Source organism: Rhodococcus sp. H-CA8f (genome assembly GCF_002501585.1).
In the GTDB taxonomy this organism is placed as follows: domain Bacteria; phylum Actinomycetota; class Actinomycetes; order Mycobacteriales; family Mycobacteriaceae; genus Rhodococcus_F; species Rhodococcus_F erythropolis.
Map to the genome: position 1 here is coordinate 1,265,806 of NZ_CP023720.1, position 25,735 is coordinate 1,291,540.

The following is a 25,735-nucleotide window of genomic DNA, read 5'->3' on the forward strand; positions in this document are numbered from 1 at the left end:
ACGTGCTCGCGAGAAATACAAGGCTGGAGTAGTAACCCGATGACCGAGGACAGTCACCGCACCGCAGGCGCCTCCTACGCGGCAGCAGGAGTCGATATCGCCGCAGGCGACCGGGCGGTGGAACTCTTCGCCCCTCTGGCCAAGAAGGCCAGCCGCCCCGAGGTCATGGGTGGCCTCGGTGGTTTCGCCGGCTTGTTCTCCCTCAAGGGTGACTACAAAGAGCCGCTGCTCGCCGCATCGACCGACGGCGTCGGAACCAAGCTCGCTGTCGCGCAGGCGATGGACAAGCACGACACGGTCGGACTCGACCTCGTCGCCATGGTTGTCGACGACCTCGTCGTCTGTGGCGCCGAGCCGCTGTTCCTTCAGGACTACATCGCTGTCGGCCGGGTCATCCCCGAGCGCGTCGCGGAATTGGTCAGCGGCATCGCCGAGGGCTGCATCCAGGCCGGTTGCGCTCTCCTCGGTGGCGAGACCGCCGAGCACCCCGGCATCATGGCTGACGGTGACTACGACCTCTCCGCCACCGGCGTCGGTGTCGTGGAGGCCGAGAAGCTGCTCGGACCGGACCGCGTTCGCCCCGGCGACGTCGTCATCGCCATGGGCTCGTCGGGACTTCACTCCAACGGTTACTCGCTGGCCCGCAAGGTCCTGCTCGAGATCGACCGCATGAACCTGAGCGCACACGTCGACGAGTTCGGCCGCACGCTCGGTGAGGAACTGCTCGAGCCCACCAAGATCTACGCCAAGGACTGCCTGGCACTCGCTGCCGAGACCGACGTGCGCACGTTCTGCCACGTCACGGGTGGCGGCCTTGCCAACAACCTCGCGCGCGTCATGCCCAAGGGCTTGGTCGCCGAACTCGATCGCGGAACCTGGAGCCCCGCTCCGGTGTTCGCGATGATCGCGCAGCGCGGACGCGTCGAGCGCGCCGAGATGGAGCAGACCTTCAACATGGGCGTCGGCATGGTTGCCGTCGTGGCGCCCGAGGACGTCGACCGCGCACTTGCCGTCCTGACTGCACGCCACATCGACTGCTGGACGCTCGGTAGCGTCAAGAAGGCGTCGGACGCCGCTGCAGAGCGTGCGTTCCTGGCCGGAGACCACCCGCGCTTCTAGACCGCAACGTCAGCTGCCCCATCGGAGAGATCCGGTGGGGCAGTTTTGTGTGTCCGTACAAGCAGGCGCGAGGCAGAAAATGGAACGCAAAAATGAGGAAGAGCGATCAGCTCTTCCTCATTTCACAGTCTGCGCGGTGGCAGTGCGCGGTCAACGCCGCCAGTCGTCGTAGTCGTCCTCTCGCGCATGCCCTTCCCTATCGGAAGTCTGGTCCGATCGGACACTGCTCCGATGCGAGTTGGTCGATCCACCTGCGAGCTCTCTTTGCAGGCTGTCGAAATCCGTGGTCGGTACGCTGTACTTCAATTCGCGTGCAACCTTGGTCTGCTTTGCCTTAGCCCGGCCGCGGCCCATGGCTGACCCCCTCGCGCTTTCGCGGGGCGGCCTGGGGAATTTGGCGGCCCCGTTTGAGTGTGTAAGTTTCCTGACACACACTCTAGCGTGGAAAAGTCGCTTCCGCTTCCACGAACGCCTCACCGCCGTGTCTGATTGCTCTCACTATGGCCGCGAGCTGCCAGGATGCTGAAAGAACTCGTCAGAACTTTGTGAGAACTGCTCAGAAGTTTCCGGGAATTGCGCGAATCGTCCCCACTCGGGCGTCCCCGCCAAAGACCGGAGCGGATGCGAGAGCCGCCAATTCCTCGGTCCACTCGGTGTTCATTCGCTTGAGCAGAGCTGCCGCCAATGGCAGGAGCGCCCGCTCGTGGCCGTCGTCGATCTTGAGGGCGAAAGCGGAACCGTCTGGAAGCGCTCCGGCGTAGATGCCGTCGTATCCGGTCTTGGAGAACAGACCCGGCACGGCGGACATCAGACGCTGATCGTTGCGGCCCGTGCCCGAGACGAGGAAGGGGTTTTCGCGGACCGCGTCGGCCACAGCCCGTTCGGGGGAGTCCGGCTCGGCCGAGGGCAGGCGTCCGAATGCCCGAGCCAGGTTCGTGAGCGAAAGCGGGACGATCGGGAGACCACAACCGTCGATGCCGAGTTCCTGCTCTTCCTCGCCGCTGAGATCGAAGATCGTCTCCTGGATCGCGAGTTGGAGGGGATGGGTCGGCTCCATGTACGTCTCGAGCGGCCAGTCGTTCACGACGCACGTCGCGAGCATCGCGGAGTGCTTGCCCGAGCAGGTCATGTAGATCGGACTGGGAAGTTCGCCCGCTGCGATCAGTTCGGCTCGGGCCAGTTCGTTGCCCGGCAGATCGGAGGGGCACTGCAACTGGTCGACACCGAGTTGGTAGCGAGCGAGAAGCGCGGCGACCAATTCGATGTGATCGGCCTCGCCCGCATGTGAGGACGACGCGACGGCCAACTCTTCCGGACTGGTGGGTGCAAAGCCGTTACGAAGCGCAGCGACGGCTTGCAGCGGCTTGTTCGCCGAGCGCGGGTAGATGGGTGTGTGAATCTCCCCGAGTCCGACAACGACCTCGCCGTCGGCGCCGAGAATGACGGCCGATCCGCGATGCACGCATTCGCGGAATCCCGAGCGGACCACTTCCACCAATTCGATACTCACGAGTGCACCTGCGCTTCTGCTTGTTCGATGAACCTCTGGACGCGCGCGGCGACGTTCGGTGCAAGATCGGTGTGTTCTGCGAGGAGCCGTCGGAGTCTCTCGGGGTCGGTTCCGGCGAAGACCTCTCGAACAGTCACGCCGTGATCCGGTACGTGGACTCGGGTGACCGAGTCGCCCGCGGCGATCGTGCCGGTCCGGTTGACGCGAAGGTATGCGCCGACGTCGGTCCGCTCGGTGAATCTTTTGACCCAGCCCTTTTCCGCGGCCCAGATGCCGAAGGTGCCGCACGGGACGCGGGGAGCGGTTACCTCGAGTTCGAGAACGTCCGACGCCTCGGCTCCGGTGATGTGCCAACGCTCGCCGATCACGGCGTCCGTGACGAGCATTCCGCTGATGTGGAGGTTCTCGCCGAACCACCCCGGGGCGAGCGGTCGGCCCAACTCGTCCGACCATCGCTGCGCTTCGTCGCGCTGATACGCGTAGACAGCTTGGAAGGCGCCGCCGTGGAATTCGGTGTCGCAGACGTAGTCGCCACCCAGGCCGAGTCGTCCCACCGCGACGCGGCCGTCGACGGGACGCTTGTCGATCGCGGTCCGGGGGACTCGCCTGACGCCACTGTCACGTTCGGTGTGGACGACGCAGACCGCGTCGACCATGCCCGTCACTTTCCGCGCAATCGGTTGACAGCCTCACGTCCGGCCTGGGGTGCGTCGTCCGCGACGATCGAATCCGGATCGATGGACGCAGCGCTGGGGCCGGCCATCAGTTCGGTGTCGACCGGAATGTTGCGCTTGATCAGAGCGAGCGCGATCGGGCCGAGTTCGTGATGATTGACGACGGTCCCGACACGTCCGACTGCTCGTCCGCCCGCCGTGATCGGATCACCCGGTTCCGGGACCGCTTCGGCGCTGCCGTCGAGGTGCAACATGACGAGATGGCGCGGGGGCTTGCCGAGATTGTGAACCCGGGCGACGGTTTCCTGACCGCGGTAGCAGCCCTTGTCGAGGTGGACGGCGCCGTGTTCGGCCGGCCCGCCGATCCAGTGGACCTCGTGCGGGATCGTCCGCTCGTCGGTGTCCAGTCCGAGGCGGGGCCTCCTCGCTTCGACGCGGAGCGCCTCGAAGGCCCAACTTCCGGCGGGCTTGGCACCGGCATCGGTCAGCGTGGTCCACAACACCGCCAGTTGCTCCCGTGGGACGAGCAGATCGAAAGAGTCCTCGGTGGGCCACGGCATGCGGCGGACGAACCCGCCGTCGGCCAGCGCGAGAGCGTCGTAGGCATCGGTTGGTGTCTGCACGCCGATCGCGGAGAGGACAGCCGGGGATTCGGGACCGACCAGGCTCAGGACCGCGAGTTCGTTGCCGTCTCGAGGTTCGGCCTTGGACCAGAACACCATCTTCTTCAAGAAGGAGAGGAGGTCGGGTCCGCGGTCGGCTTCGGTGTCGATCCAGGTGACACCGGCCAGGTCCGTCTGCACGAAGTGGTGCTCGACGCGTCCGTTGACATCCAGGCTCAGGTTCTCGGCACTCTTGCCGTCGGGGAGCGCGGCGATGTGCTGGCTCGAAATCGTGTGCAGCCACGTGAGGCGTTCGTCGCCGGGAATGGCGATCACGAATCTGTGACTGCGGTCGACCACCACTGCTGCGCGCTGCGCGGTTCGCTGTTCACCGAGGGGATCGCCGTAGTGCCATGCGACACCGATGTCGGCCGAACCGTCCGGTGCGGTGACCGCGCCGGGGGAAGTCAGAAGTGGGCTGTTGGGCACAAGAGCGTTGTCGACCACAAGACCAGTCTAGGAGTGTGGGCGGGATCGCGGTTACAGGGCGGCCCCGGCGGCTTGGCGGATCGTTAGGGTTGATGGCATGCCTGATCGCGTATTGGTGACTCTCGACCATGAGGTGCTCGATGCTGACGCACCGTTTCTGCACGCCGACGACCTGGCGGTGGTGCGCGGCGACGGAGTCTTCGAGACGCTGTTGGTACGCGACGGTAGGGCGCGGGTGGTCGAGGGACATCTGAGTCGACTGGTTCTGAGCGCGCGGGCACTGGGTCTGCCCGCCCCCGTTCTCGATGACTGGCGTCTGGCGATCGAGATGGCAGCCGAGGAGTGGGGGACAGAGAAGGAAGGCGCGCTTCGTCTCGTTCTGACTCGCGGCAGGGAGAGCGGCGACAAGCCCACAGCCTTCGTGATGGTCGGTCCGGTGGCCGATCGGGTCAGACAGGTCCGCGAATCGGGGCTGTCGGTGATGACTCTCGAGCGAGGTTTCTCGGTCGATCTCTCTGCCCGGGCACCCTGGCAGCTACTGGGCGCGAAGACGTTGTCCTACGCAACCAACATGGCAGCGCTCCGATATGCGGCGAATTTGGGTGCCGACGATGTGATCTTCGTCAGTTCCGAGGGCAATGTGTTGGAGGGGCCACGCTCGACGGTGGTGATCGTTCGGGACAGGACTTTGATCACACCGCCTCCCGCACAGGGCATTTTGATGGGTACGACGCAGCGTGCCCTCTTCGACGTTGCCGGCAGTGCTCGCTTCGATTGCCGATACGAAACCCTCCGACCTGCGGATTTGATTGCGGCCGACGGAGTGTGGATGGTTTCGAGCGTCACGCTGGCCGCACGCGTCCATACACTCGACGGGCTCGCATTGCCAGAGCCGAAGGTCTCCGAGGAATTCGCGGAATTGGTTGAACGTGCAATTGATTCGGATTCAGCAGGGCGATAGGCGAATAGGAATCGCGACAGGTCTCTACTACATTTGGTAGTAGCAAAGTCCTGCGGTCCAAACCGGACAGCAGTACCGTGTCCGCAGGGGCCGAGCGACTGCCCGCGTCTCGAACCCCGAAGCCTGTCCCAGGGCCCTACTCTCGGAGTAGCCAATGGATACTTTGGACGTCTCCAGGTGGCAGTTCGGTATCACTACCGTCTACCACTTCATCCTTGTTCCGCTGACCATCGGACTTGCACCGATGATCGCGATCATGCAGACGATGTGGGTGGTCACCAAAAAGGACCACTGGTATCGGCTCACCAAGTTTTTCGGCAAGCTCTTTCTCATCAACTTCGCACTCGGTGTAGCCACTGGCATCGTGCAGGAGTTCCAGTTCGGCATGAACTGGAGCGAGTACTCGCGATTCGTCGGCGACGTGTTCGGAGCTCCACTCGCGTTGGAAGGCCTGGTCGCTTTCTTCATGGAGTCCGTCTTCATCGGACTGTGGATCTTCGGTTGGGGCAGGCTTCCCAAACTTGTACACCTGGCGTGCATTTGGCTCGTGGCGATCGGCGTCAACGCGTCGGCGTTCTTCATCATCGCGGCCAACTCGTTCATGCAGCATCCGGTCGGTGCGACGTACAACCCTGAGACGGGTCGTGCCGAGCTCACCAGTATCTGGGAGCTGTTGACCAACAACACCGCTCTTGCTGCCTTCCCGCACGCGGTTGCCGGCGCCTTCCTGACGGCGGCGACGTTTGTTGCCGGCATCAGTGGTTGGTGGATGGTGCGGAACATGCGCCGCGCCAAGCAGGCTGAGGCCGCCGAAGCCGAGCGTCTCGAAACCGACGCGCGAACGATGTACCGCCCGGCAACACGATTCGCCTTGCTCGTCATGATCGTGGCCGGGATCGGCATCATCTACACCGGTGACGTTCAAGGCAAGCTCATGTTCCAGCAACAACCCATGAAGATGGCGTCGGCAGAATCGCTGTGCGACACCGAGATGGATCCGGATTTCTCGATTCTCACCATCGGTACACACAACAACTGTGACAGCGTGACGCACGTTCTGAAGGTGCCGTTCGTTCTACCGTGGTTGGCCGAGGGCAAGTTCACCGGCGTCGAACTGCAAGGCGTGAACCAACTGCAGGAGCAGGCGGAGCAGGACTTCGGACCGGGCAACTACCGACCGAATCTCTTTGTCACGTACTGGTCTTTCCGCGCCATGATCGGTCTCGCCGCCGGTTCGGCAGCACTGGCTCTCGCGGGACTGTGGGTCACACGTAAGGGGCGGGTCCCGGACCAGAAGTGGTTCGGAATCCTCAGTCTCGTCGCGATTCCCACTCCGTTCATGGCGAACAGCGCCGGCTGGATCTTTACCGAGATGGGCCGTCAGCCCTGGGTGGTGCATCCCAATCCGACCGGCGTCGACATGATCAGACTGACTGTCGACCAAGGTGTTTCGGACCACGCATCGGCTACCGTCTGGGCTTCGCTGATCACCTTCACCCTCCTGTATGGAGCGCTGGGTGTGGTCTGGTTCAAGCTGATCGTGCGGTACGCGAAGGAAGGTCCGTTGGAGCACGACATGCATCCACCGGGCGATACGGATCATGACGAGCCGGAAGATCCGGACAAGCCCAAACAACTGTCGTTCGCGTACTAGGAGGCGATCATGGGACTTCAAGAAGTATGGTTCGTGCTCGTCGCAGTGCTCTTCATCGGTTACTTCGTCCTCGAAGGGTTCGACTTCGGTGTCGGAATGCTCATGCCGATCGTCGGCAGAGGCAGTGACCTCCCGGCAGATACGCGTCGACGGGTGGCGCTCAACACGATCGGCCCGGTGTGGGACGGCAACGAGGTGTGGCTGATCACCGCCGGTGGCGCGATGTTCGCGGCATTCCCGGAGTGGTACGCGACATTGTTCTCCGGGTTCTATCTGCCGCTGCTGATCATCCTGGTGGCCTTGATCGTTCGAATCTGTGCCATCGAATGGCGAAGCAAGATCGACGACGACAAATGGCGTCAGCGCTGCGACTGGGGCATCATCTTCGGCTCCTGGGTCCCGGCAATTCTCTGGGGCGTGGCTTTCGCGAACATCGTTCGGGGCGTGGCGATCAACGCCGACAAGCAGGTCGAGTCGGGATTCTTCGATCTGCTCAACCCGTACGCACTGCTCGGCGGTCTGACCACCGCGCTGGTGTTCGCTCTCCACGGCGCTGTGTTCCTGGCACTCAAGAGTGCCGACGAGGTTCGTGAAGACGCAGTGAAAATTGCTGCACGACTCGCAATTCCGGCTATTCCCGTCGCCGGCGGATTCGTCCTGTGGACGCAGCTCGCCTACGGCAAGGGATGGACGTGGATTCTGGTAGCCGCCGCTGCTGCTGCACTGATCGGCGTCGTCTTCCTGACGCGGGCCGAGCGTGAAGGCTGGGCTTTCGTTCTCACCTGTGTGGCCGTCATCGCCACCGTCGTGCTGCTGTTCGCCTCGCTGTTCCCGAACGTCATGCCGTCGACGCTCGATCCGGCGTACAGCCTGACCATCGAGAACGCGTCGTCGAGTCCGTACACGCTCAAGGTGATGACGTGGGCCGCGGCATTCATGACGCCGGTGGTGATCATCTACCAGGGTTGGACGTACTGGGTGTTCCGACAGCGCATCTCCTCCAAGCAGATTCCGGCGTCGATCGGTCTGCGATTCAAGGAGAAGACGTGGTAGTCACCAACCTTGAATCACGAAACATTCGAATGCCGAAAGAACTGACGGTCGAATTCACGTGACTATCGAAGTAGGCGACGCTCCCACCACTCGGGAGCGTCGCCGGGGGCCGATCGACCCGCGACTGTGGCGCCATTCCGCCTCTGCGCGCGGCTATCTGATCCTGACGGTCGCTCTGTCGATGGTGAACGTCGTGATGGTCATCGTCGCGGCGCTCATGATCGGCCGAGTGCTGGCCGGAGTGATCACCACTCGAACTGTGGATGTTTCTTCGTGGACAACCGAATTGGTTGTTCTGTCCGCAGCTGTGGCGGTCAGGGTTCTGGGGACCTGGCTGCAGACCAGGTATGCGCACCGGGCGTCGACTCGCGTCGTTGCCGAGATCAAGAACGGCGTGCTGACGTCGGCGACGGCGATGAGTCCGCGCGATCTGGATCCTCGGCGGGACGAGATCGCGACCGTGGTCACCCGCGGTGTCGACGGCCTCGGTCCGTACCTGACTGGATACCTTCCGGCTCTGGTCCTGTCGGTGACACTGACGCCTATCACCCTGATAGTCATTGCGGTGCAGGACATGACGTCCGCGGTCATCATTTTCGTGACGCTGCCGCTGATCCCGATCTTCATGATTCTCATCGGCTTGCTGACGAAGGGTAAGTCGGAGAAGACACTGGCCGCGATGACCACGCTGTCTTCGCAACTGCTCGATCTACTTGCCGGACTGCCGACACTGCGAGCGCTCGGTCGTCAGCAAGGCCCTGCCGAGCGTGTCCGTGAACTCGGTGACGCCCATCGACGGACGACCATGTCTGCTCTGCGCGTAGCGTTCCTGTCGTCGATGGTGCTTGAACTGCTCGCAACACTCTGCGTCGCATTGGTGGCCGTGAGCATCGGCTTGCGACTCGTGTACGGGGACATGTCACTCGAGCCGGGGATAGTCGCGTTGATCCTCGCACCCGAGGTGTATCTGCCACTTCGGATGGTGGGAACCCAGTTCCACGCCGCCGAGGACGGAATGGCAGCAGCCGACAAGGCATTCGAGGTGATCGAGGCGGATTCTGCCGCACCGGAGGGTGGTAGCACGACGGTGGTCGCTTGCGGCGCCGACATCGTCTTCGACGGACTCGGCGTGACCTCTCGTGGGGGAGTCGCACCGTCTCAACTTTCCGCCGTGGCGTTGCCAGGGGCGATCACCGTGCTCACCGGTCCCAACGGCTGCGGCAAGTCGACGGCAGTGCACGCGCTACTCGGGCTGATCGAACCGAGCAGTGGCCGCGTGACGGTCGCCGGCGTCGATGTCCGAGACCTGGACGAGCACGCGTGGTGGAGTCAGTTGGCATGGCTTCCCCAGCATCCGGTCCTCCTACCTGGCACCGTTCGTGAAAATCTCGATCTCACCGGGGTCGTCGATGCGCAAGCATTGGCTCGCGCCGCTGCTGCGACGGGATTCGACGCGGTATTGGCCGAGCTGCCTGCGGGTGTCGAGACCGTTATCGGCGTCGGCGGCACAGGTTTGTCGCTGGGGCAGCGACAACGACTGGCGCTGACACGCGTGCTCGCCTCCGACCGCGCAGTTCTTGTCCTGGACGAACCCACCGCTCACCTCGACTCCGATTCGGAAGGGACAGTGTTGGCTTCTCTGAGAGCACGGGCGGAGCGCGGCGACACAGTCGTCGTGATCGGCCATCGTCCGAGTGTGCTCGCCGCAGCTGACCGGATCGTCGAGGTGCGCGCTCATGAGAAGTGACGCTCACGATCCGCTTCTGCGTGCTCTTCGGCTACTGGAACTTCGACCACGACGCGTACTGACTGCGGTGGCCGCCGGTGTGGCAACACTTGGTAGCGCACTCGCCTTGGCGGCGCTGTCCGCATGGTTGATCACGCGCGCGTGGGAGATGCCTCCCGTTCTCGATCTCAGCGTCGCCGTGGTTGCCGTACGCGCGTTGGGAATCTCGCGTGGTGTCTTCCGCTACCTCGAGCGATTGACGACGCACGACGTCGCATTGCGCGGCACCACCGCAGCGCGGTCGAGGATCTACCAGCAGTTGGCGGCGGGAGATCCCGCGGCCGCCGCCGGACTACGACGCGGTGACCTGCTCTCCCGTACGGGCTCCGACGTGGACGCGCTGGGCGACGTCGTCGTCAAAGCGCTGATCCCGATTGCTGTTTCGGTTGTCCTCGCCTTCGCCGCGGTGGGAATCCTGTTGTTCATCTCGATTCCGGCCGCACTCATTCTGGCTGTTGCGCTGGCGGTGTCCGGGATTGCGGCGCCCTGGCTGTCGGCGCGAGCTGCTCGACTTGCGGAGGCCGACAGTTCAGCTGCCGCAGCGCGATTCAGTGCGTCGGCGGTTACCGCGCTCGACCATTCCGCTGAGCTTCGAGTATCAGGTCGCTTGGATCAGGCGGTGAGCGAGGCTGTGTCCGCCGAGAACGAGGTGGTCGATGCAACCGATCGCGCGGCGGTACCGAGTGCCTTTGCCGCCGCTGCGACGCCCCTGGCAATCGGCGTGAGCGTACTCGGTGCCCTGCTGATCGGAATTACGCTGTACGGAACCACCGACATGTCACCGATGTCCATGGGAATCCTTGTACTGCTTCCGCTGTCGGCTTTCGAGGGAACCGCGATACTGCCCAGCGCGGCAGTTGCATTGACCAAGGCGCGGCTGGCGTCGGCTCGCATCATGGCGGTACTCGATCGAGCCGACGCGGAACACGTCGAAGGAAATCGTGCGTGGCCGGAGAACGGGATTCTCAGCGTGCATGCATTGCAGGCGGGTTGGCCCGGGGGAAAGGTGACCGAACCGCTCTCCGTGGATCTTCCTCGCGGTGCCCGCGTTGCCGTCGTCGGGGAGAGTGGATCCGGAAAGACCACCGCACTGATGACGACGGCGGGGTTGCTGCCGCCCGTCGCGGGAACAGTTCGCGTTGGCGCAGTGGATATTTCGGATATCGATCCGGCCGAACTGCGCAAGCACGTGGGGTACTTCGCCGAAGATGCACACCTCTTCGAGACGTCGGTACTCGAGAACCTGCGCGTTGCGCGGGGTGACCTCACCGCCGAGGACGCGGAGAAGGCACTTGCCGCAGTTGGTCTCGGCGACTGGTTGTCGGAACTGCCGGAAGGGCTCGATACCTACCTGGTCGGCGGTATGCGAGCGGTTTCGGGCGGTGAGCGTCGTCGGTTGCTGTTGGCACGCGCGATCGTCTCGCCTGCGGAGGTGCTGCTGCTCGACGAGCCGACCGAGCACATGGACGCGGATGCGGGCGCTCAGTTGCTCCGCGAGTTGCTCAGTCGCGACGCAACGCTGGTCGATTCTTCGCGAACCGTTGTTGTCGTCACCCACCAACTTCCGGACGGCACAGCAGCTGACCAGGTGATATGCGTCGGAAAAGTTTCTGTGGAAAATACGTTGCCGTCGTCGTGAAGTGGGCGTACTTTCTCCTTTACACAAGGAAGGAGGTGGTCTGAAATTGAAGTACAGACGGACGCGTGAGGTGGCTGCCAGCTAGCCGCAATCGCTGATGGAATTCACTTACCGCGTGAGCGGCCGGCGAATCCCAGGCAGCCACCCGACCCCCGAGCCCCCGATCAGTCCGACCGGGATCCGCGCGAAAGCGTGGGTGTGGCTCGGGGGTCGCTTCGTGCCGTGCGCCTTTATTAACCCCCGGCGGTTAATAAAGGCGCACAGCGCGGACAAGGATTAGGCCCCCACCATCCACCGCGCTCGAGGATCGCTCTGACCTCGGCTGCAGTTCGGCACGAGGCCCCCTCCACCTCCTCCCAACCGAAGACCAGTGTGGCGTTGCCTGACAGTTCGGATGCGTTACCTCGCCGCCGATCCCGCAGTGCAGTCGCTCGAGAAGAGTGGAAGGCAAAACCGTCGAGTCGAACGATCAGTGCGACACCGCAATTGCGGTAGTCGACGTCCTCGTAGAGAGTTCTCCCGTCGACGAGGACCGGCGATTGCCGTCGTGCTTCCGGCAAACCGTGTGCTCGCTCGACTTCGATTGCGTAGCGATGTTCGAGTACCGACTGGACGCCGCGATCCAAGAGGTCCAATGTCGAGGACAGCGCTTTGACATATCGCCTCGGCCGGCGGCACTCCATTCGGGTGCGTAGTTCCACCCGGGACACCTTGCACGCCGTGGCCGAGCGGACCAGAGAACGAGCGGCGTCGCGAGCCGACGGCTCTGCAACTGCCAGGTCAATTGCGGTGTCGGCCAGCGAAGTACGAGCAGGCTGCGTGGCAACGCCGATGTGGGCCTGAGCGCGTGAACGATGAACGATCACTCCGGGATGGGCAGTGGACCACCCCAACGGAACGGGGCGCGCCGGGGAGCGTTCGGGTCTGACCGTCGGACTCTGACAGCGTGAGGATCTGCCGTATCGGACCGTGATGTGGACCGGCAGTTCGGACTCGATGTGCGTGAGCCCCCACTCTTCAGCAGCAGTCCGGTGACTCAGGTAGGTCTCTCCGCCGCCGAACAGAAGGGCGGCCTCGAGAATCATTGCTCGGTTGAGTGGGCCGTTGGTGCTGGATTGAACGCCGTGGAGGACGGAAGTCCATTGACCCGATTCGACCAGATGTTGGATGCGCCGCGGTGAATAGCCGAAAGGGCGCAGCTGTTTATTGGTCGCGAGCCCGTGCTGGAAGTCGAAGAGTCTTCGGAGATCAGGATCGATGTAGTCGCAGTTCATGCGAATACCGTGAGATCGCGGTCCGACAGGAATCGGTCGAAACTGCCGCTCCAGAGCCCGCCTGTGGAATTTGTCGGTGCCTGTGGATGGATCTGCTGTGCGCCTTTATTAACCGCCGGGGGTTAATAAAGGCGCACAGCAGAACTAGCCGATGTAGCGGGTCAGCCGCGCCGAGAGGCGCGGTTCCAGGCCACCGTCAGACATGATCCGCTCTTCGACGTACGCGAGGTCGCCGCCTTCGACGATGCCGTAGAGGCGCTTCGCGCCGCCGTACAGTGCACCGGACTGGCTGCGGATCACCACGTCGGTGGCAAGTTCCCACGACGCCTGGGTAAGCGCACGGCCGTAGTACATTTCGACGACGCCGGAGCTGTGGCTGAGCAGGAGCTCGACGACTTCCTGGTTGACGCTGCCCGGGATGCCGTCGCCGCCCATGCGCCAGTAACCGCTCTCGCGCAGATCAGGGCTCACGTACTTGCCCTCGGCGTCGAGACGCCAAGATCGGGACTCCCAATTGAGGTAGGGGCCACCGTCGTGAGAGATGACGATCTGCTGACCGAAGGCGTAGTCGCCGGTCTCGTCGTGCCCTTCGCCTTCGCCGCGCCAGACGCCGACGAGGGGGAGCAGTGCGAGGAGTTCGGGATTGATGTCCGGGCCGAGGCGCAGGTTTGCGGTGTCCTCGGGCAACGGAAGGTCCGGCAGGGTCGGAATGTTGAGCGATGCCGTCGACTTGGAGCGCTCGACGGCGATGGCGACAGCTTCGTCCCCGCTGCCGCGCCTTACGGCACCTGCAGCGGCGGAATCGTCAGCGGTCGCGTCGGACCCTGAATCCGGAGCCTGACTCACGACTCGTCGGTGACCAAGCGGTACACGACGTACACGGAGAACCAAGCGATCATGACGGATGCGAGTGCGAGGAGTACCTCGAAGAAAATGACCACGGGTACATCTTAGACCGCGGCGACCGACCGGAAAAATCGGGAGCCGGAATGCAGAAGGCCCCGCACCGAAGGGGTGCGGGGCCGCCTGGAAAAGCAGGAATTACTTGCTGACGGTCACGTCCACGTTGTGCACGCCCGAGCCCTCGGGTGCGACGGTGGATGTGCCGTTGCCCGAGCTGGACAGTGCGCGCACGGTCCACTCGCCCGGAGCGGCGAAGAAGCGGAAATCGCCGGTTCCCGATGCCACGACCTCGGCCGTGAACTCTCCGGAGCCGTCGAGCAGGCGCACGAATGCGCCGCCGATGGGCTGGCCGTCAGCGGCGAGAACGCGGCCGGTGATGACCGTTTCCTTCTCGACGTCGACGCCGGCAGGCAGGGTCTGCCCCTGGGTAGGTGCTCCACACATGATCAGGCTCCCAATTCGATCGGTGCGCCGACGAGTGAGCCGTATTCGACCCAGCTGCCGTCGTAGTTCTTGACGTTGTTCTTGCCGAGGATCTCCTGCAGTACGAACCAGGTGTGGCTCGAGCGCTCGCCGATGCGGCAGTAGGCGATCGTTTCCTTGGTGTCGTCGAAGCCCTTCTCCGCGTACAGCTTGGTGAGGTCGTCGTCCGACTTGAAGGTGCCGTCCTCGTTGGCGGTGGTGCTCCACGGGATGTTGATGGCCCCGGGGACGTGGCCACGCTGCTGCGCCTGCTCCTGCGGAAGGTGGGCGGGAGCGAGGATCTTGCCGGAGAACTCGTCAGGGCTGCGAACGTCGACGAGGTTCTTGCTGCCGATGGCGTCGATGACCTCGTCGCGGAATGCGCGGATCGAGAAGTCGGGGGTCTCGGCCTTGTACTGCGTGGCTTCGCGGTTGACTGCGTCCTTGGAGAGCGGGCGTCCGTCGAGTTCCCACTTCTTGCGGCCGCCGTCGATCAGCTTGATGTCCTGGTGGCCGTACAGCTTGAAGTACCAGTACGCGTAAGCGGCGAACCAGTTGTTGTTGCCACCGTAGAGAACGACTGTGTCGTCGTTCGCAATACCCTTGGCGGAGAGCAGGTCCGAGAACTGCTCCTGGTTCAGGAAGTCGCGTCGGACGCCGTCCTGGAGGTCCTTGCGCCAGTCGAGCTTGACTGCACCCTCGATGTGGCCGCCGTCGTATGCGCTGGTGTCCTCGTCCACCTCGACAAAAACGGTCTTGGGGGTGTTGAGGTTCTGCTCAGCCCAGTCAGCGGAGACTAGGACGTCGGAGCGAGCCATGGTGTTCCTTTCGATGTGGTCTTGCATCGGTCGATATCTAGCAGGGGTTCAGCGGGGTTGTGTGGCAAGCGTTTTCACGCGGTGGTCGCGCGGCCGGTATTTCGCAGCCTGGCGACGAGTGGGTAGATCTGGCAGCCGAGGCAGATGCCGAACGCGGCGTTGAGCAGGGCCGCGAAGAGGGCGAAGCCGGTGGCAACGGTGCCGACGATCGTCGACCCGGCCAGGAAACCGACCGTGCCTGCCAATGCGAAGACGAAGCCGACGAACTGAGCGAAGCGCAGCGGCGCCACGGGTTCGCGTTCGCTGACCGGCGAGAGTCGCGGGGCGACGAGCTTGCCGAAGATCTGGCCGTACGGGCTGCGCTTGGGGCCGAGTACCGCTCCGACTGCGAAGACGATCGCCTGCAATGCGAGAACGACGGTGGTGGCGGGCAGAGAGAAGGTCGAGAGGATGAGCGTGAGAACGAGAACGCCGGTGGTGACCCACGCGGCGAACCGAGGTCCGCGGACGTCGACTTGCTCGAGCTGGGCTGTGGTTGTGGACATCGGGAGTGCTCCTGCGCTGGATTGCATGGTGCTTGCCTGGACCGAGAAAAGGGGACGCAAAAGTCCCACTCGGTGGATTGATCACGTGAGCGAAAGCTCGAAGGTCAGAGAGATCTGACGGATGTGGTGATCAGCAACAGGTACAGCAACAGCCCCCGAGGCGGCACAGGTCTACTGCGCGGCGTCGGGTGAGCATCAGCTCGTGGCGGGTTTGCACGTCGGCGAGTTTACCCCGAATTCTCGGATTTTGGCTCGTGGGGTCCGGATAGTGGTACGAGCGCAGCTTTCAGATCGGCTGCGGACGGAACTCCGGACACTCGGAACTGTTCCTCCAGGCCACCGTCGAGGATGAACGTGGTGGGCAGCGACAGGACGCTCATTTCGCGTGCCAGGGCCGGTTCTTTGTCGATGTCGAGCTCGATCTCCACCGGCGGACGGGGAGCGTCCGCCATCGACACCACAACCTGGCCGACGACGCGGCGTACTGCCGCGCACGGTCCGCACCAGTCGGCGGAGAAATGCAGTACGACGGGCCCGCCGTTCGGCGAAGACACTCCGGCAGAACTCAGCAGTTCGAGGCGACTGTCAGCGGCGCCGGCTGCGGCAGGCGTGGTGACTCGGACCTTCCCGTTGCGAGACTTGAGAAAGAGCCCGACCGCGACGACGGCGACGAGGGCGACCAGCAGAATTGTGATCCCGGTCATCGGTTCTGCAGCTCTGCGAGATCGATCGTCGTGTTTTCGGCGCTGCCTTCGATCACGATTCTTCCGCCTTCCGCGTAGACCAGGCTCGGCTGAATTCCGTAGGGGAGTGCCTGCGGATCGATCGTGTAGCTGAACAATCCGAGGACGACGGGTTCGAGTGCTGCGGGGATCGAGAAATCGGCTTTGCCCTCCGGACCGAAGTACAGGTTGCTTGCGACGATCTTGACCTGCCCACCTTCCAGAACCAGGTTGGCCTGGACGCTCACTGCAGTCTCGACCGGACCGACGGCAACCGTTCCGGTCAGCACGACGGCCCCCGCGGTGCTCGCGCCCGTTCCACCGCTGCCCCCGGTGCCATCCGACTTGTTGGCCGGCGGCGAAGATACCTGCAGGTCAGGGATGTTGAGCAGCTTTCCGAGGTCGGTGGCGTTGATTCCCATCCGGCCGTCGAGTTTGTCGACGGGGAGCTGGGTGACATTGCCGTTCACGATGTCGGAGAAGGGAACGGTGACCCCGCGCAGGTCGGCTTCGACGGTCACTTCGCCGACCACGTCGCTCTGGACGCCGGTAGCTCTGACGTAGACGTCCTTGTATTTCCCGCCGAGTGCTTGGGTGAGGAAGGGGAACCCGTTGAAGGTGACCTCCGGATCCGACTCGAGTGATGCGCCGGTTCGGAGCTCGCGGGAAACCCGGTACTCGGCGTACGCGGCAGCGCCGAAATCGGCCACCAGTCCGAGGCCGAGGAGAAAGACGATGCCGATGATCAGTTTGCGCACCGCACCATTGTGACGGACTCCGGTCGGGGTTCGATGCGACGGCCCCGGTACCAGGCACGCTAATGTAGGGACCGACCAAAAGCGTCGAACTACTCGAGCGTTGCCCTCACGGGTTGCGCGGGCTACTAGATAGGAGGCCGTGTGGAACTGCTCCTCCTCACCTCCGACCCCAACCCGGAAGCTGTACTACCGGCGTTGGCGTTGCTGGCGCACTCGGTTCGGCCTGCCCCCACAGAGGTTTCCTCGCTACTCGAGGCAAGTTCCGCGGACGTGGCATTGGTGGATGCGCGCACTGATCTAGCTGCCGCACGCGGGTTGTGTCGATTGCTCGGAAGCACAGGATCCGCGGTACCTGTGGTCGCCGTCCTCACCGAAGGCGGACTCGTTGCCGTCAACGCCGACTGGGGGTTGGACGACATCCTGCTTCCCGGTACCGGTCCGGCTGAGGTGGACGCCCGATTGCGGTTGTTGGTCGCCCGCAGCGGCGGTGTTGCCAGTCCGGAAGCGTCGGGAAAGATCACGCTGGGCGAACTGGTTATCGACGAGGGGACGTACACGGCACGACTGCGTGGACGGCCCCTTGATTTGACTTACAAGGAATTCGAGCTGCTCAAGTACCTCGCGCAGCATGCCGGTCGGGTATTCACCCGGGCACAGCTGTTGCAGGAAGTGTGGGGCTACGACTTCTTCGGCGGCACCAGGACGGTCGACGTCCACGTGCGTCGTCTGCGGGCGAAACTCGGCACCGAATACGAGTCCTTGATCGGTACAGTCCGAAATGTCGGATACAAGGCAGTGCGTCCGACCAGGGCCAAGGGCGGCGCAGCTGCTCCCGTTCAGTTCGAGGACGACGAAGACGTCGACTACGACGCGGCCGACGGATCGGTGGTCTGACGTGGGTTGGACAGATTCACTGCCGGCCGGATCCGCCGAGCAGGTTTCCGCGCTTCTCGATCGCGCGACCGAGTTCGACGGCAAGGCACCCGTGTCGGAACAGGGGCGCCATGCCGTTGCCGGGCGCGGCGCAGCACGACACTTTCTCGAACTCGACGGCGATACGGTCGTCGGTTATGCACAGCTGCAAGCCGGTTCGGACGAGCATCCCGACATGGCCGAGTTGGTGGTCGACCCGCAGGCGCGGCGCCGTGGTATCGGAACCAGGCTTGCCGCAGCGGTATTCGACGAAGGTCGGCCGGGCACGCGAGTCTGGGCGCACGGAAACATCGACGCCGCAGTGGAATTCGCCAAGAGCCTCGATCTGGTCAGCGTTCGTGAACTCCTCCAGCTGCGTCGACCGCTAGATGCTCCGCAGCTTCCGGAAATCGTTGTGCCCGAAGGTATAACGATGCGGACGTACCGTGGGCCCGAAGACGATTCCGAGATCCTTCGCGTCAACAATGCGGCCTTCTCCTGGCATCCCGAGCAGGGTGGCTGGACCCAGGCGGAGATCGACGAGAGAACGGCCGAAGGCTGGTTCGACCCGGCGGGTCTGTTCATGGCGTTCGCGGACACCGATCCCGATACTCTTCTCGGCTTTCACTGGACCAAGGTGCACGCACCCGAAGGTGGCGATCCGGAGTTGGGGGAGGTGTACGTCGTGGGTATCGATCCCGCGGCGCAGGGACGTGGTCTCGGCCGAGTGCTGACTCTCGCAGGCATGCATTACCTGCGAGATCGCGGCCTCGGAACGGTCCTTCTGTACGTCGAAGGTGACAACACTGCCGCCCTCCACACGTACGAGCGACTCGGCTTCGATCGGTTCCACGTGGACATGGCTTACGCTCGCGCGCTCTGACGTCACAGTCGAACACGCAGAAATGTCCAGTCTGTTCATTCTCTGTTAACCATGTGTGGTCCAACCGGACACCGCGCCCGCCTACTTTTCTCTGTGGGCAGCGCCGTGTTGCCTGATGCAGATTTCAATCATTTTGCATCTCATGTCGCCGCCCGATCGTGGGCGTGGCGGTAGCGATTTCCGGAGGATCTTGGTGAATCTCAAGCGCAGTGGTGCCCTGCTCGGTGTAGTGGCCGTGGGCGCCATGACCTTGGCCGCATGTGGCAGCGACAACAACTCGTCGTCGACGGGTGTGGACGCGTCCGCATCGAACGCAACGTGCGAAGGCAAGAGTAACCTCTCTGCCGCTGGTTCCTCGGCACAGAAGAATGCCATGGACCAGTTCGTCGCCACCTACATCTCCGTGTGCCAGGAAAAGGGCAAGACAGTCAACGTCGCCTACAACCCCAGCGGTTCGGGCGACGGTCGCACGCAGTTCATCGCCGGCCAGATCGACTTCGCCGGCTCCGACTCGGCCATCAAGGACGAGCAGGCCGACAAGGCCAAGGAGCGTTGCGTCGGCGGCGAAGCCTGGAACCTTCCCCTCGTCTTCGGCCCGATCGCAGTTGCATACAACCTCGACGGCGTCGACAAGCTCGTTCTCAACGCAGAGGTTCTCGCGAAGATCTTCAACGGTGGCATCACCAAGTGGAACGATCCGGCAATCGCCGCGCTCAACTCCGGTGCTTCGCTTCCCGACGAGAAGATCACCACCGTGATCCGCTCCGATTCCTCGGGCACCACCGACAACTTCCAGAAGTACCTCGACGCGGCATCGAACGGTGCTTGGACGTCGGGCGCAGGGTCCGACTTCACCGGTGGCGTCGGTGAGGGCGCCAAGGGTTCGGCGGGCGTTGCACAGGCAGTTGCCACGGCACCGGGTTCGATCACCTACGTCGAGAAGTCGTTCGCCGATCAGAACAAGCTCTCGGTTGCAGAAATCAACACCGGCTCCGAGGCAGTCGCACTGACCAACGACTCGGCCGCAAAGTCGATCGCAGGCGCGAAGTTCAAGTCCGACGCAACCGGCGACCTGACGCTCGACCTCGCGTCGATCTTCAAGACCAACGAAGCCGGCGCATACCCGCTGGTTCTCGCCACGTACTCGATCGTCTGCTCTAAGGGCTACGACGCGGACACCACCGCAGCAGTGAAGTCGTTCCTGACGAGCGCGGCCAACGAGGGTCAGGCCAACCTGGCCGAGCAGGGTTACGTCCCGCTGCCGGCCAACGTCCAGGATCGCCTCAACGCGTCCATCACGGCAATCAGCTGACCTAGAGACTCGTGCGGACAAGCTCATGGATCTACATTCAGACGTGAAGGAAGTGAGCGCACATGAGTGACGCGCCCATCACCTCGACATCTCGTTCTCCCGGCCCCGCAACCAGCGGGGCCGGGGTGGGCGGTCCGAACGGCACCACGGAGGACACGATTACTTCCACCAAGGCTCCAGAAACCGAGCATCCTCCGAAGGGTGACGGTCCGGGAAGCGGCAACAGCAAGACGGTGACCCGTCCGGGTGACCGCATCTTCAGCTCGCTCGCATCCGGTTCGGCAATCTTCATCACGGTTGTCATCGCAGCGATCGGCGCGTTCCTGATCTGGCGTGCTGTTCCTGCTTTGAGCCGGAACCAGGTCAACTTCCTGACCAGCCGTGAATGGGTCACGCAGAACATCAACGCGATGGCGTTCGGTGTCCTCGATCTTTTCCAGGTCACGGTGTTGGTCTCGCTGTTCGCACTGGTGCTCGCGATGCCGATCGCACTGGGTATCGCGATCTTCCTGACTTCGTACTCACCCAAGTGGCTCACGCGGCCACTGTCGTACACGATCGACCTTCTCGCGGCCGTGCCGTCCATCGTCTACGGCCTGTGGGGACTTCTCGTGTTCGCTCCGGCGATCACCCCGGTCGCGGTGTGGCTCAACGACACTCTCGGCTGGTTCCCGCTCTTCGCCGACGGCAGCGGATCGATCACCGGCGGCGGCACCATCTTCACCGCAGGCATCGTCCTCGCCGTGATGATCCTTCCGGTCATCACCGCAGTGACCCGCGAGGTGTTCATCCAGACCCCGCGCTCACAGATCGAAGCTGCACTCGCTCTCGGCGCCACGCGCTGGGAAGTTGTGCGCACCACGGTCATCCCGTTCGGTAAGTCCGGCTACATCAGCGGCTCGATGCTCGGTCTCGGACGCGCACTCGGCGAGACGATGGCGCTGTACCTGATCCTGCGCACCACCTCTCAGGCCTTCGGCTGGTCGCTGTTCGACGGCGGCTCGACCATCGCCTCCAAGATCGCCCTCGGCTACGCGGAGTTCAACAACGACATCCAGGCAGGCGCGTACATCGCGGCCGGACTGGTGCTGTTCGTACTGACCTTCGTCGTCAACGCGGCTGCCCGCGCAGTGATCGCCGGAAAGAAGGACTGACCCATGACCTCCACTCTGGACCGGCCGGTCAAGGCCCCCACTTTCCAAGGCGTCGGCGCCCGTCGTCGTGCCAAGGACGTCATCGCGACCATCCTGGTGAGCCTGGCAGTCGTCATCGCGCTCATCCCGTTGGTCTGGGTGCTCTTCACGGTCATCGCCAAGGGCCTGCCCGCTCTGACGTCGCCCACGTGGTTCACCAACTCGCTGAGCGGATTGACGGCGTCGGCCGACGGCGGCGGTATCTATCACGCATTGATCGGCACCCTGCTGCAAGGCATCGTGTGTGCGGTCTTCTCCATCCCGCTCGGTATCTTCGTCGCGATCTACCTGGTGGAGTACGCCGACCGGAAGTCGAAGCTGGGCAAGCTCACCACGTTCATGGTCGACATCCTCAGCGGTGTTCCGTCGATCGTGGCTGCGCTGTTCATCTACGCACTGTGGATCGCGACCTTCGGCTTCCCCAAGTCCGCGTTCGCCGTGTCGCTGGCTCTGGTCCTTCTCATGGTCCCGGTCGTCATCCGCTCCACCGAGGAAATGCTGCGCATCGTCCCGATGGATCTGCGCGAGGCGTCGTACGCGCTCGGTGTGCCGAAGTGGAAGACCATCTCGAAAATCGTTCTGCCGACGGCGCTTCCCGGCATCATCACCGGCGTCATGCTGGCCCTGGCCCGCGTGCTCGGTGAGACCGCGCCGCTGCTGATCCTCGTCGGCTACGCGCCGTTCATCAACTTCGACCTGTTCAACGGCGAAATGGGCACTCTGCCTTCCGTCATGGTCGCCGAGATGAACAACCCGACCGACGCCGGCACCAACCGCATCTGGGGCGCAGCACTGACCCTGATCCTGCTGATCGCGATCCTCAACATCGTCGCGAAGCTGATCGGTCACTTCTCACAGGTCAGAAGCAAGTGATGCGGCCTCGGAACATGTTCGTACTCAACAGCGTCAACAACTCAGTAGGGAGCCGGTAATGGCCAAGCGTCTGGATCTCAAGGACGTCAACATCTACTACGGCAAGTTCCACGCCGTCGCCGATGTGGGCCTGTCCGTCCCGCCCCGGAGCGTCACCGCCTTCATCGGCCCGTCCGGTTGCGGCAAGTCCACCGTTCTCCGTTCACTCAACCGCATGCACGAAGTGATTCCCGGTGCGCGCGTCGAGGGTTCGGTCCTGCTCGACGGCGAGGACATCTACGGCTCGAACGTCGATCCTGTCGGCGTCCGCAAGACCATCGGCATGGTGTTCCAGCGACCCAACCCCTTCCCGACCATGTCCATCAAGGACAACGTCGTCGCGGGCTTGAAGTTGCAGGGCGAGCGCAGCAAGAAGAAGCTCGACGAGGTGGCCGAGCGTTCGCTGCGCGGTGCCAACCTGTGGACCGAGGTCAAGGATCGCCTCGACAAGCCCGGTGGCGGCCTCTCAGGCGGTCAGCAGCAGCGTCTGTGCATCGCGCGTGCCATCGCGGTCTCGCCCGACGTTCTGCTCATGGACGAGCCGTGCTCCGCGCTCGACCCGATCTCGACTCTCGCGATCGAGGACCTGATCACCGAGCTGAAGAAGGACTTCACGATCGTCATCGTCACGCACAACATGCAGCAGGCTGCGCGTGTGAGTGACCAGACGGCATTCTTCAACCTCGAGGCAACCGGTAAGCCCGGTCAGCTCGTCGAGATCGACGACACCGAGAAGATCTTCTCGAACCCGACGCAGAAGGCCACCGAGGACTACATCTCCGGCCGCTTCGGATAGCCCCTGGGATTGCACACTGCACGATCATGTTTCACCCCCGTTTCCAACAGGAGACGGGGGTGAAACTTTTTGGTTGTGGTGATAGTTCCCACTCCGGGGCGCAGAGCTGAGCGTCGTTGGGCGCCCGAATAATTCGATGAGCAGCGCAAGTGCGCCGAGTGGGCGCTGAAGTAGCCGACGATGTGAATCTCGTGGATACTGACGACGCTTCGGGCAATGCTAATCTCGGCCCGACAGCACGCTGTCGATCGATGTCGTTTCACAACCGGAAGGGCTTGTCAGTGCACCTCACCCCTTCAGATACCGAAAAGCTCCTCCTGAGCGTTGCGGGCATGGTCGCCCGCGACCGCCGCGAGCGCGGGGTACTGCTGAACTACCCCGAAGCGATGGCCCTGATCTCGTGTTGGATTCTCGAGCGTGCGCGTGACGGAATGACGGTTGCGGAACTGATGAACGCCGGTCGGCAAGTGCTCACCCGCGACGACGTGATGGAAGGGGTACCCGAGATGATTGCAAACGTCCAGGTGGAGGCCACTTTCCCGGACGGTCGCAAGCTGGTCACCGTGACGGAGCCCATTCGATGATCCCCGGTGAGGTACGTGTGTCCACCGAACCGCTCGAGTTCGGCACTGACGCGGAAAAGATCACGATGGTCGTCGTCAACGACGGCGATCGCCCCATTCAGATCGGTTCACATCTGCACCTTCCAGCGGCCAACCCGGCGCTGACCTTCGATCGCGAAGCGGCAGACGGCTTCCGGCTCGACATCCCCTCGGGAACGTCGGTTCGGTTCGAACCCGGGGTAAGCAGGACGGTGACACTGATCGCGCTCGGCGGACTCAAAAGGGTTCCGGGCCTGCAGATCGTGCCGGACGAAGACCTACCGACGCATGCGCGTGAGCCCAAGACCGTGATGCCGTTCGGCACGCCCGGTGTCGAGGTCGAAGAACCTTTGCGAGCGTCCTCGGTGAACGTTCGTGTGAGTGATGTTCCAGTCGAAGCGGATTCACCGGATGACGCCGCGACGCCAGTTGAGAGGACAGCCGAATGAGCAGGATCGATCGACGCGGTTACGCCTCCTTGTACGGCCCGACCGCTGGCGACCAGATCCGTTTGGCCGACACAGATCTGTGGATCGAGATCGAGCACGACTACACCGCGACCGGCGACGAGATGGTCTTCGGCGGCGGCAAGAGCATCCGCGAGTCGATGGGCCAGGGCCTGACCACTCGCGATCAGGGCGCTCTCGACGTCGTCATCACCAACACGGTGATCCTCGATCACTGGGGAATCGTCCGGGCAGACGTCGGAATTCGCGACGGACGCATCGTTGCGATTGGCAAGTCCGGTAACCCCGACATCATGGATGGCGTGCACCCCAAGTTGCTCATCGGGCCGAGCACCGACGTGATCGCCGGCGAGGGGAAGATCCTCACCGCGGGTGCGATCGACACTCACGTGCACTTCCTCAGTGAAATCGAGATGATGGAAGCGCTCGCGACCGGTACGACGACGGTGGCGGGCGGCGGAACGGGCCCAACCGAGGGAAGCAAGGCAACCACCGTCACGCCCGGCGCCTGGTCGCTGACGATGATGCACCGGGCCCTCGACCACATCCCGCTCAACGTTCTTCTCCTCGGCAAGGGCAGCACCGTCAGCTATGAGGCCATGCGACAGGAAGCTCTCGCCGGCGCAGGTGGATTCAAGGTCCACGAGGACTGGGGTTCCACTCCGGCCGCAATCGACGCAGCTCTGCGAGCAGCTGACGAGTTCGGGCTCCAGGTGGCGCTGCACGCCGACAGCCTCAACGAAACCGGCTACGTACAGCACACTTTGGACGCGATCGCCGGACGCGGGATCCACGTGTTCCATGCGGAAGGCGCCGGCGGCGGGCACGCTCCGGACATCATCGTGACGGCAGGTGAGCCGAACGTTCTTCCGGCATCGACCAATCCGACGTTGCCGCACACCGTAAACACGGTTGCCGAGCACCTCGACATGCTCATCGTGTGTCATGCGCTCAATCCCCGGGTTCCGGAGGATCTTGCCTTTGCCGAGTCACGGATCCGGCCGACAACTATTGCAGCGGAAGACTTTCTGCACGACATCGGTGCCATCTCCATCACCTCGTCCGACGCCCAGGCGATGGGCCGTATCGGTGAGGTGACCCTGCGGACATGGCAGGTCGCCCACGTCATGAAGGCCCAGTACGGCAAGCTGGGTACCAGCATGCCGGCCGACAACGAGCGTGCGCGCCGTTACGTCGCCAAGTACACGATCTGCCCCGCGGTGGCTCACGGTATCGATCACGAGATCGGATCGGTCGAGGCCGGGAAGATGGCGGACCTGGTGCTGTGGGATCCCGCGTTCTTCGGTGTCCGTCCTTCTGCCGTGATCAAGGGTGGGGCGATAGTTGCTGCGCCGCTGGGTGATCCGAACGCTGCTATCCCGACCCCGCAGCCGGTGTTCGTTCGGCCGGCCATCGCGGCAACTCCGGGATCAGCCCCGCACCTGTCCACGACGTTCGTCTCGCCGATGGCGATCGAGGACGGTCTGGCCGGTCGTCTCGGTCTCACGCGCACCCTTACCGGTGTTCGTCCGACGAGGCACCTCACCAAGGCGGATATGCCGAACAACACGGCACTGCCGTCCATCGACGTCGATCCGGAGACGTTTGCCATCAAGGTCAACGGCGACCTGATCGCGCCCAACCCCGTTGACGTAGTGCCGATGGCTCAGCGCTACATGCTGTTCTGAA

General features: G+C 63.4%; 26 protein-coding genes. 15 read left to right on the forward strand and 11 right to left on the reverse strand.

Annotation, left to right across the window (positions count from 1 at the left end; genetic code table 11):
* Window positions 1-39 precede the first annotated feature (39 nt).
* On the forward strand, window positions 40-1,119 hold the full coding sequence (gene purM / locus CPI83_RS06105; protein WP_003940225.1) for a phosphoribosylformylglycinamidine cyclo-ligase: 1,080 nt from the start codon (window positions 40-42) through the stop codon (window positions 1,117-1,119).
* Window positions 1,120-1,269: 150 nt separating this feature from the next.
* On the opposite strand, the gene CPI83_RS06110 is transcribed toward purM, so the two are convergent.
* From CPI83_RS06110 to CPI83_RS06125, 4 genes are all read right to left on the reverse strand, one after another.
* The gene (locus CPI83_RS06110) at window positions 1,270-1,473 is read right to left on the reverse strand and encodes a DUF3073 domain-containing protein (RefSeq protein ID WP_003940337.1); all 204 of its coding nucleotides are present in this window, start codon (window positions 1,471-1,473) and stop codon (window positions 1,270-1,272) included.
* A 202-nt stretch (window positions 1,474-1,675) separates the two neighbouring features.
* Window positions 1,676-2,629, reverse strand: coding sequence for an asparaginase (locus tag CPI83_RS06115; RefSeq protein WP_003940365.1), 954 nt, complete (start codon window positions 2,627-2,629; stop codon window positions 1,676-1,678).
* Window positions 2,626-3,285 carry an MOSC domain-containing protein gene (locus tag CPI83_RS06120; protein ID WP_031330855.1) on the reverse strand — a complete coding sequence of 220 codons (660 nt, stop codon included), beginning with the start codon at window positions 3,283-3,285 and terminating at the stop codon, window positions 2,626-2,628. The genes CPI83_RS06115 and CPI83_RS06120 overlap by 4 nt, the downstream gene beginning before the upstream one ends.
* 5 nt (window positions 3,286-3,290) lie before the next feature.
* Window positions 3,291-4,412 carry a folate-binding protein YgfZ gene (locus CPI83_RS06125; protein ID WP_097386945.1) on the reverse strand — a complete coding sequence of 374 codons (1,122 nt, stop codon included), beginning with the start codon at window positions 4,410-4,412 and terminating at the stop codon, window positions 3,291-3,293.
* A gap of 79 nt (window positions 4,413-4,491) precedes the next feature.
* On the opposite strand from CPI83_RS06125, the gene CPI83_RS06130 reads away from it, so the two are divergent.
* The 5 genes from CPI83_RS06130 to cydC all read left to right on the forward strand — a co-directional run bounded on the left by CPI83_RS06130 (window position 4,492) and on the right by cydC (window position 11,487).
* Window positions 4,492-5,355, forward strand: coding sequence for an aminodeoxychorismate lyase (locus CPI83_RS06130; protein WP_019745097.1), 864 nt, complete (start codon window positions 4,492-4,494; stop codon window positions 5,353-5,355).
* A 154-nt stretch (window positions 5,356-5,509) separates the two neighbouring features.
* Entirely contained in the window at window positions 5,510-7,009 is a 1,500-nt protein-coding gene (locus tag CPI83_RS06135) for a cytochrome ubiquinol oxidase subunit I (protein WP_020970618.1), read from the forward strand.
* A gap of 9 nt (window positions 7,010-7,018) precedes the next feature.
* Window positions 7,019-8,062, forward strand: coding sequence for a cytochrome d ubiquinol oxidase subunit II (gene cydB, locus CPI83_RS06140; protein WP_019745095.1), 1,044 nt, complete (start codon window positions 7,019-7,021; stop codon window positions 8,060-8,062).
* Window positions 8,063-8,120: 58 nt separating this feature from the next.
* Window positions 8,121-9,809 carry a thiol reductant ABC exporter subunit CydD gene (gene cydD / locus CPI83_RS06145; RefSeq protein ID WP_097386946.1) on the forward strand — a complete coding sequence of 563 codons (1,689 nt, stop codon included), beginning with the start codon at window positions 8,121-8,123 and terminating at the stop codon, window positions 9,807-9,809.
* Window positions 9,799-11,487, forward strand: coding sequence for a thiol reductant ABC exporter subunit CydC (gene cydC, locus CPI83_RS06150; RefSeq protein ID WP_097386947.1), 1,689 nt, complete (start codon window positions 9,799-9,801; stop codon window positions 11,485-11,487). The genes cydD and cydC overlap by 11 nt, the downstream gene beginning before the upstream one ends.
* A gap of 233 nt (window positions 11,488-11,720) precedes the next feature.
* Here cydC and CPI83_RS06155 read toward each other — a convergent pair whose 3' ends face one another.
* The 7 genes from CPI83_RS06155 to CPI83_RS06190 form a co-directional block, all read right to left on the reverse strand.
* On the reverse strand, window positions 11,721-12,761 hold the full coding sequence (locus CPI83_RS06155; RefSeq protein WP_097386948.1) for a type IV toxin-antitoxin system AbiEi family antitoxin domain-containing protein: 1,041 nt from the start codon (window positions 12,759-12,761) through the stop codon (window positions 11,721-11,723).
* 144 nt (window positions 12,762-12,905) lie between these two features.
* Complete coding sequence (locus CPI83_RS06160) at window positions 12,906-13,511, reverse strand: FABP family protein (protein WP_170320401.1); 606 nt, start codon at window positions 13,509-13,511, stop codon at window positions 12,906-12,908.
* A gap of 291 nt (window positions 13,512-13,802) precedes the next feature.
* Window positions 13,803-14,108 carry a DUF1416 domain-containing protein gene (locus CPI83_RS06170; protein ID WP_003939797.1) on the reverse strand — a complete coding sequence of 102 codons (306 nt, stop codon included), beginning with the start codon at window positions 14,106-14,108 and terminating at the stop codon, window positions 13,803-13,805.
* Window positions 14,109-14,110: 2 nt separating this feature from the next.
* Entirely contained in the window at window positions 14,111-14,944 is an 834-nt protein-coding gene (locus tag CPI83_RS06175; RefSeq protein WP_020908929.1) for a sulfurtransferase, read from the reverse strand.
* A gap of 74 nt (window positions 14,945-15,018) precedes the next feature.
* A complete protein-coding gene (locus tag CPI83_RS06180) occupies window positions 15,019-15,489 on the reverse strand; it encodes a DUF4395 domain-containing protein (protein ID WP_097388132.1) in 471 nt (156 codons plus the stop codon).
* 227 nt (window positions 15,490-15,716) lie between these two features.
* Window positions 15,717-16,193, reverse strand: coding sequence for a thioredoxin family protein (locus CPI83_RS06185; RefSeq protein WP_020970612.1), 477 nt, complete (start codon window positions 16,191-16,193; stop codon window positions 15,717-15,719).
* Window positions 16,190-16,969: an LmeA family phospholipid-binding protein gene (locus CPI83_RS06190; protein WP_003939847.1), complete on the reverse strand. Its 780-nt coding sequence runs from the start codon at window positions 16,967-16,969 to the stop codon at window positions 16,190-16,192. The genes CPI83_RS06185 and CPI83_RS06190 overlap by 4 nt, the downstream gene beginning before the upstream one ends.
* 141 nt (window positions 16,970-17,110) lie before the next feature.
* Between CPI83_RS06190 and CPI83_RS06195 the strand changes: the two genes are divergently transcribed.
* The 9 genes from CPI83_RS06195 to CPI83_RS06235 all read left to right on the forward strand — a co-directional run bounded on the left by CPI83_RS06195 (window position 17,111) and on the right by CPI83_RS06235 (window position 25,734).
* On the forward strand, window positions 17,111-17,863 hold the full coding sequence (locus tag CPI83_RS06195; protein ID WP_003939728.1) for a response regulator transcription factor: 753 nt from the start codon (window positions 17,111-17,113) through the stop codon (window positions 17,861-17,863).
* A gap of 1 nt (window position 17,864) precedes the next feature.
* Complete coding sequence (gene mshD, locus CPI83_RS06200; protein WP_097386949.1) at window positions 17,865-18,764, forward strand: mycothiol synthase; 900 nt, start codon at window positions 17,865-17,867, stop codon at window positions 18,762-18,764.
* A gap of 193 nt (window positions 18,765-18,957) precedes the next feature.
* Entirely contained in the window at window positions 18,958-20,076 is a 1,119-nt protein-coding gene (gene pstS / locus CPI83_RS06205; RefSeq protein WP_019745088.1) for a phosphate ABC transporter substrate-binding protein PstS, read from the forward strand.
* A gap of 62 nt (window positions 20,077-20,138) precedes the next feature.
* Entirely contained in the window at window positions 20,139-21,230 is a 1,092-nt protein-coding gene (gene pstC / locus CPI83_RS06210) for a phosphate ABC transporter permease subunit PstC (RefSeq protein WP_007733846.1), read from the forward strand.
* A gap of 3 nt (window positions 21,231-21,233) precedes the next feature.
* Window positions 21,234-22,142 (forward strand): phosphate ABC transporter permease PstA, encoded by a 909-nt coding sequence (gene pstA, locus CPI83_RS06215; RefSeq protein ID WP_003940100.1) that lies wholly within the window; start codon window positions 21,234-21,236, stop codon window positions 22,140-22,142.
* Between the two features lie 58 nt (window positions 22,143-22,200).
* Window positions 22,201-22,977, forward strand: coding sequence for a phosphate ABC transporter ATP-binding protein PstB (gene pstB, locus CPI83_RS06220; protein WP_019745087.1), 777 nt, complete (start codon window positions 22,201-22,203; stop codon window positions 22,975-22,977).
* A gap of 281 nt (window positions 22,978-23,258) precedes the next feature.
* Window positions 23,259-23,561: an urease subunit gamma gene (ureA, locus tag CPI83_RS06225; protein WP_003939800.1), complete on the forward strand. Its 303-nt coding sequence runs from the start codon at window positions 23,259-23,261 to the stop codon at window positions 23,559-23,561.
* Window positions 23,558-24,028 (forward strand): urease subunit beta, encoded by a 471-nt coding sequence (gene ureB, locus CPI83_RS31390; protein ID WP_020908924.1) that lies wholly within the window; start codon window positions 23,558-23,560, stop codon window positions 24,026-24,028. Before ureA ends, ureB begins: the two co-directional genes overlap by 4 nt.
* Window positions 24,025-25,734: an urease subunit alpha gene (locus CPI83_RS06235; RefSeq protein ID WP_097386950.1), complete on the forward strand. Its 1,710-nt coding sequence runs from the start codon at window positions 24,025-24,027 to the stop codon at window positions 25,732-25,734. Before ureB ends, CPI83_RS06235 begins: the two co-directional genes overlap by 4 nt.
* Window position 25,735: the final 1 nt, after the last annotated feature.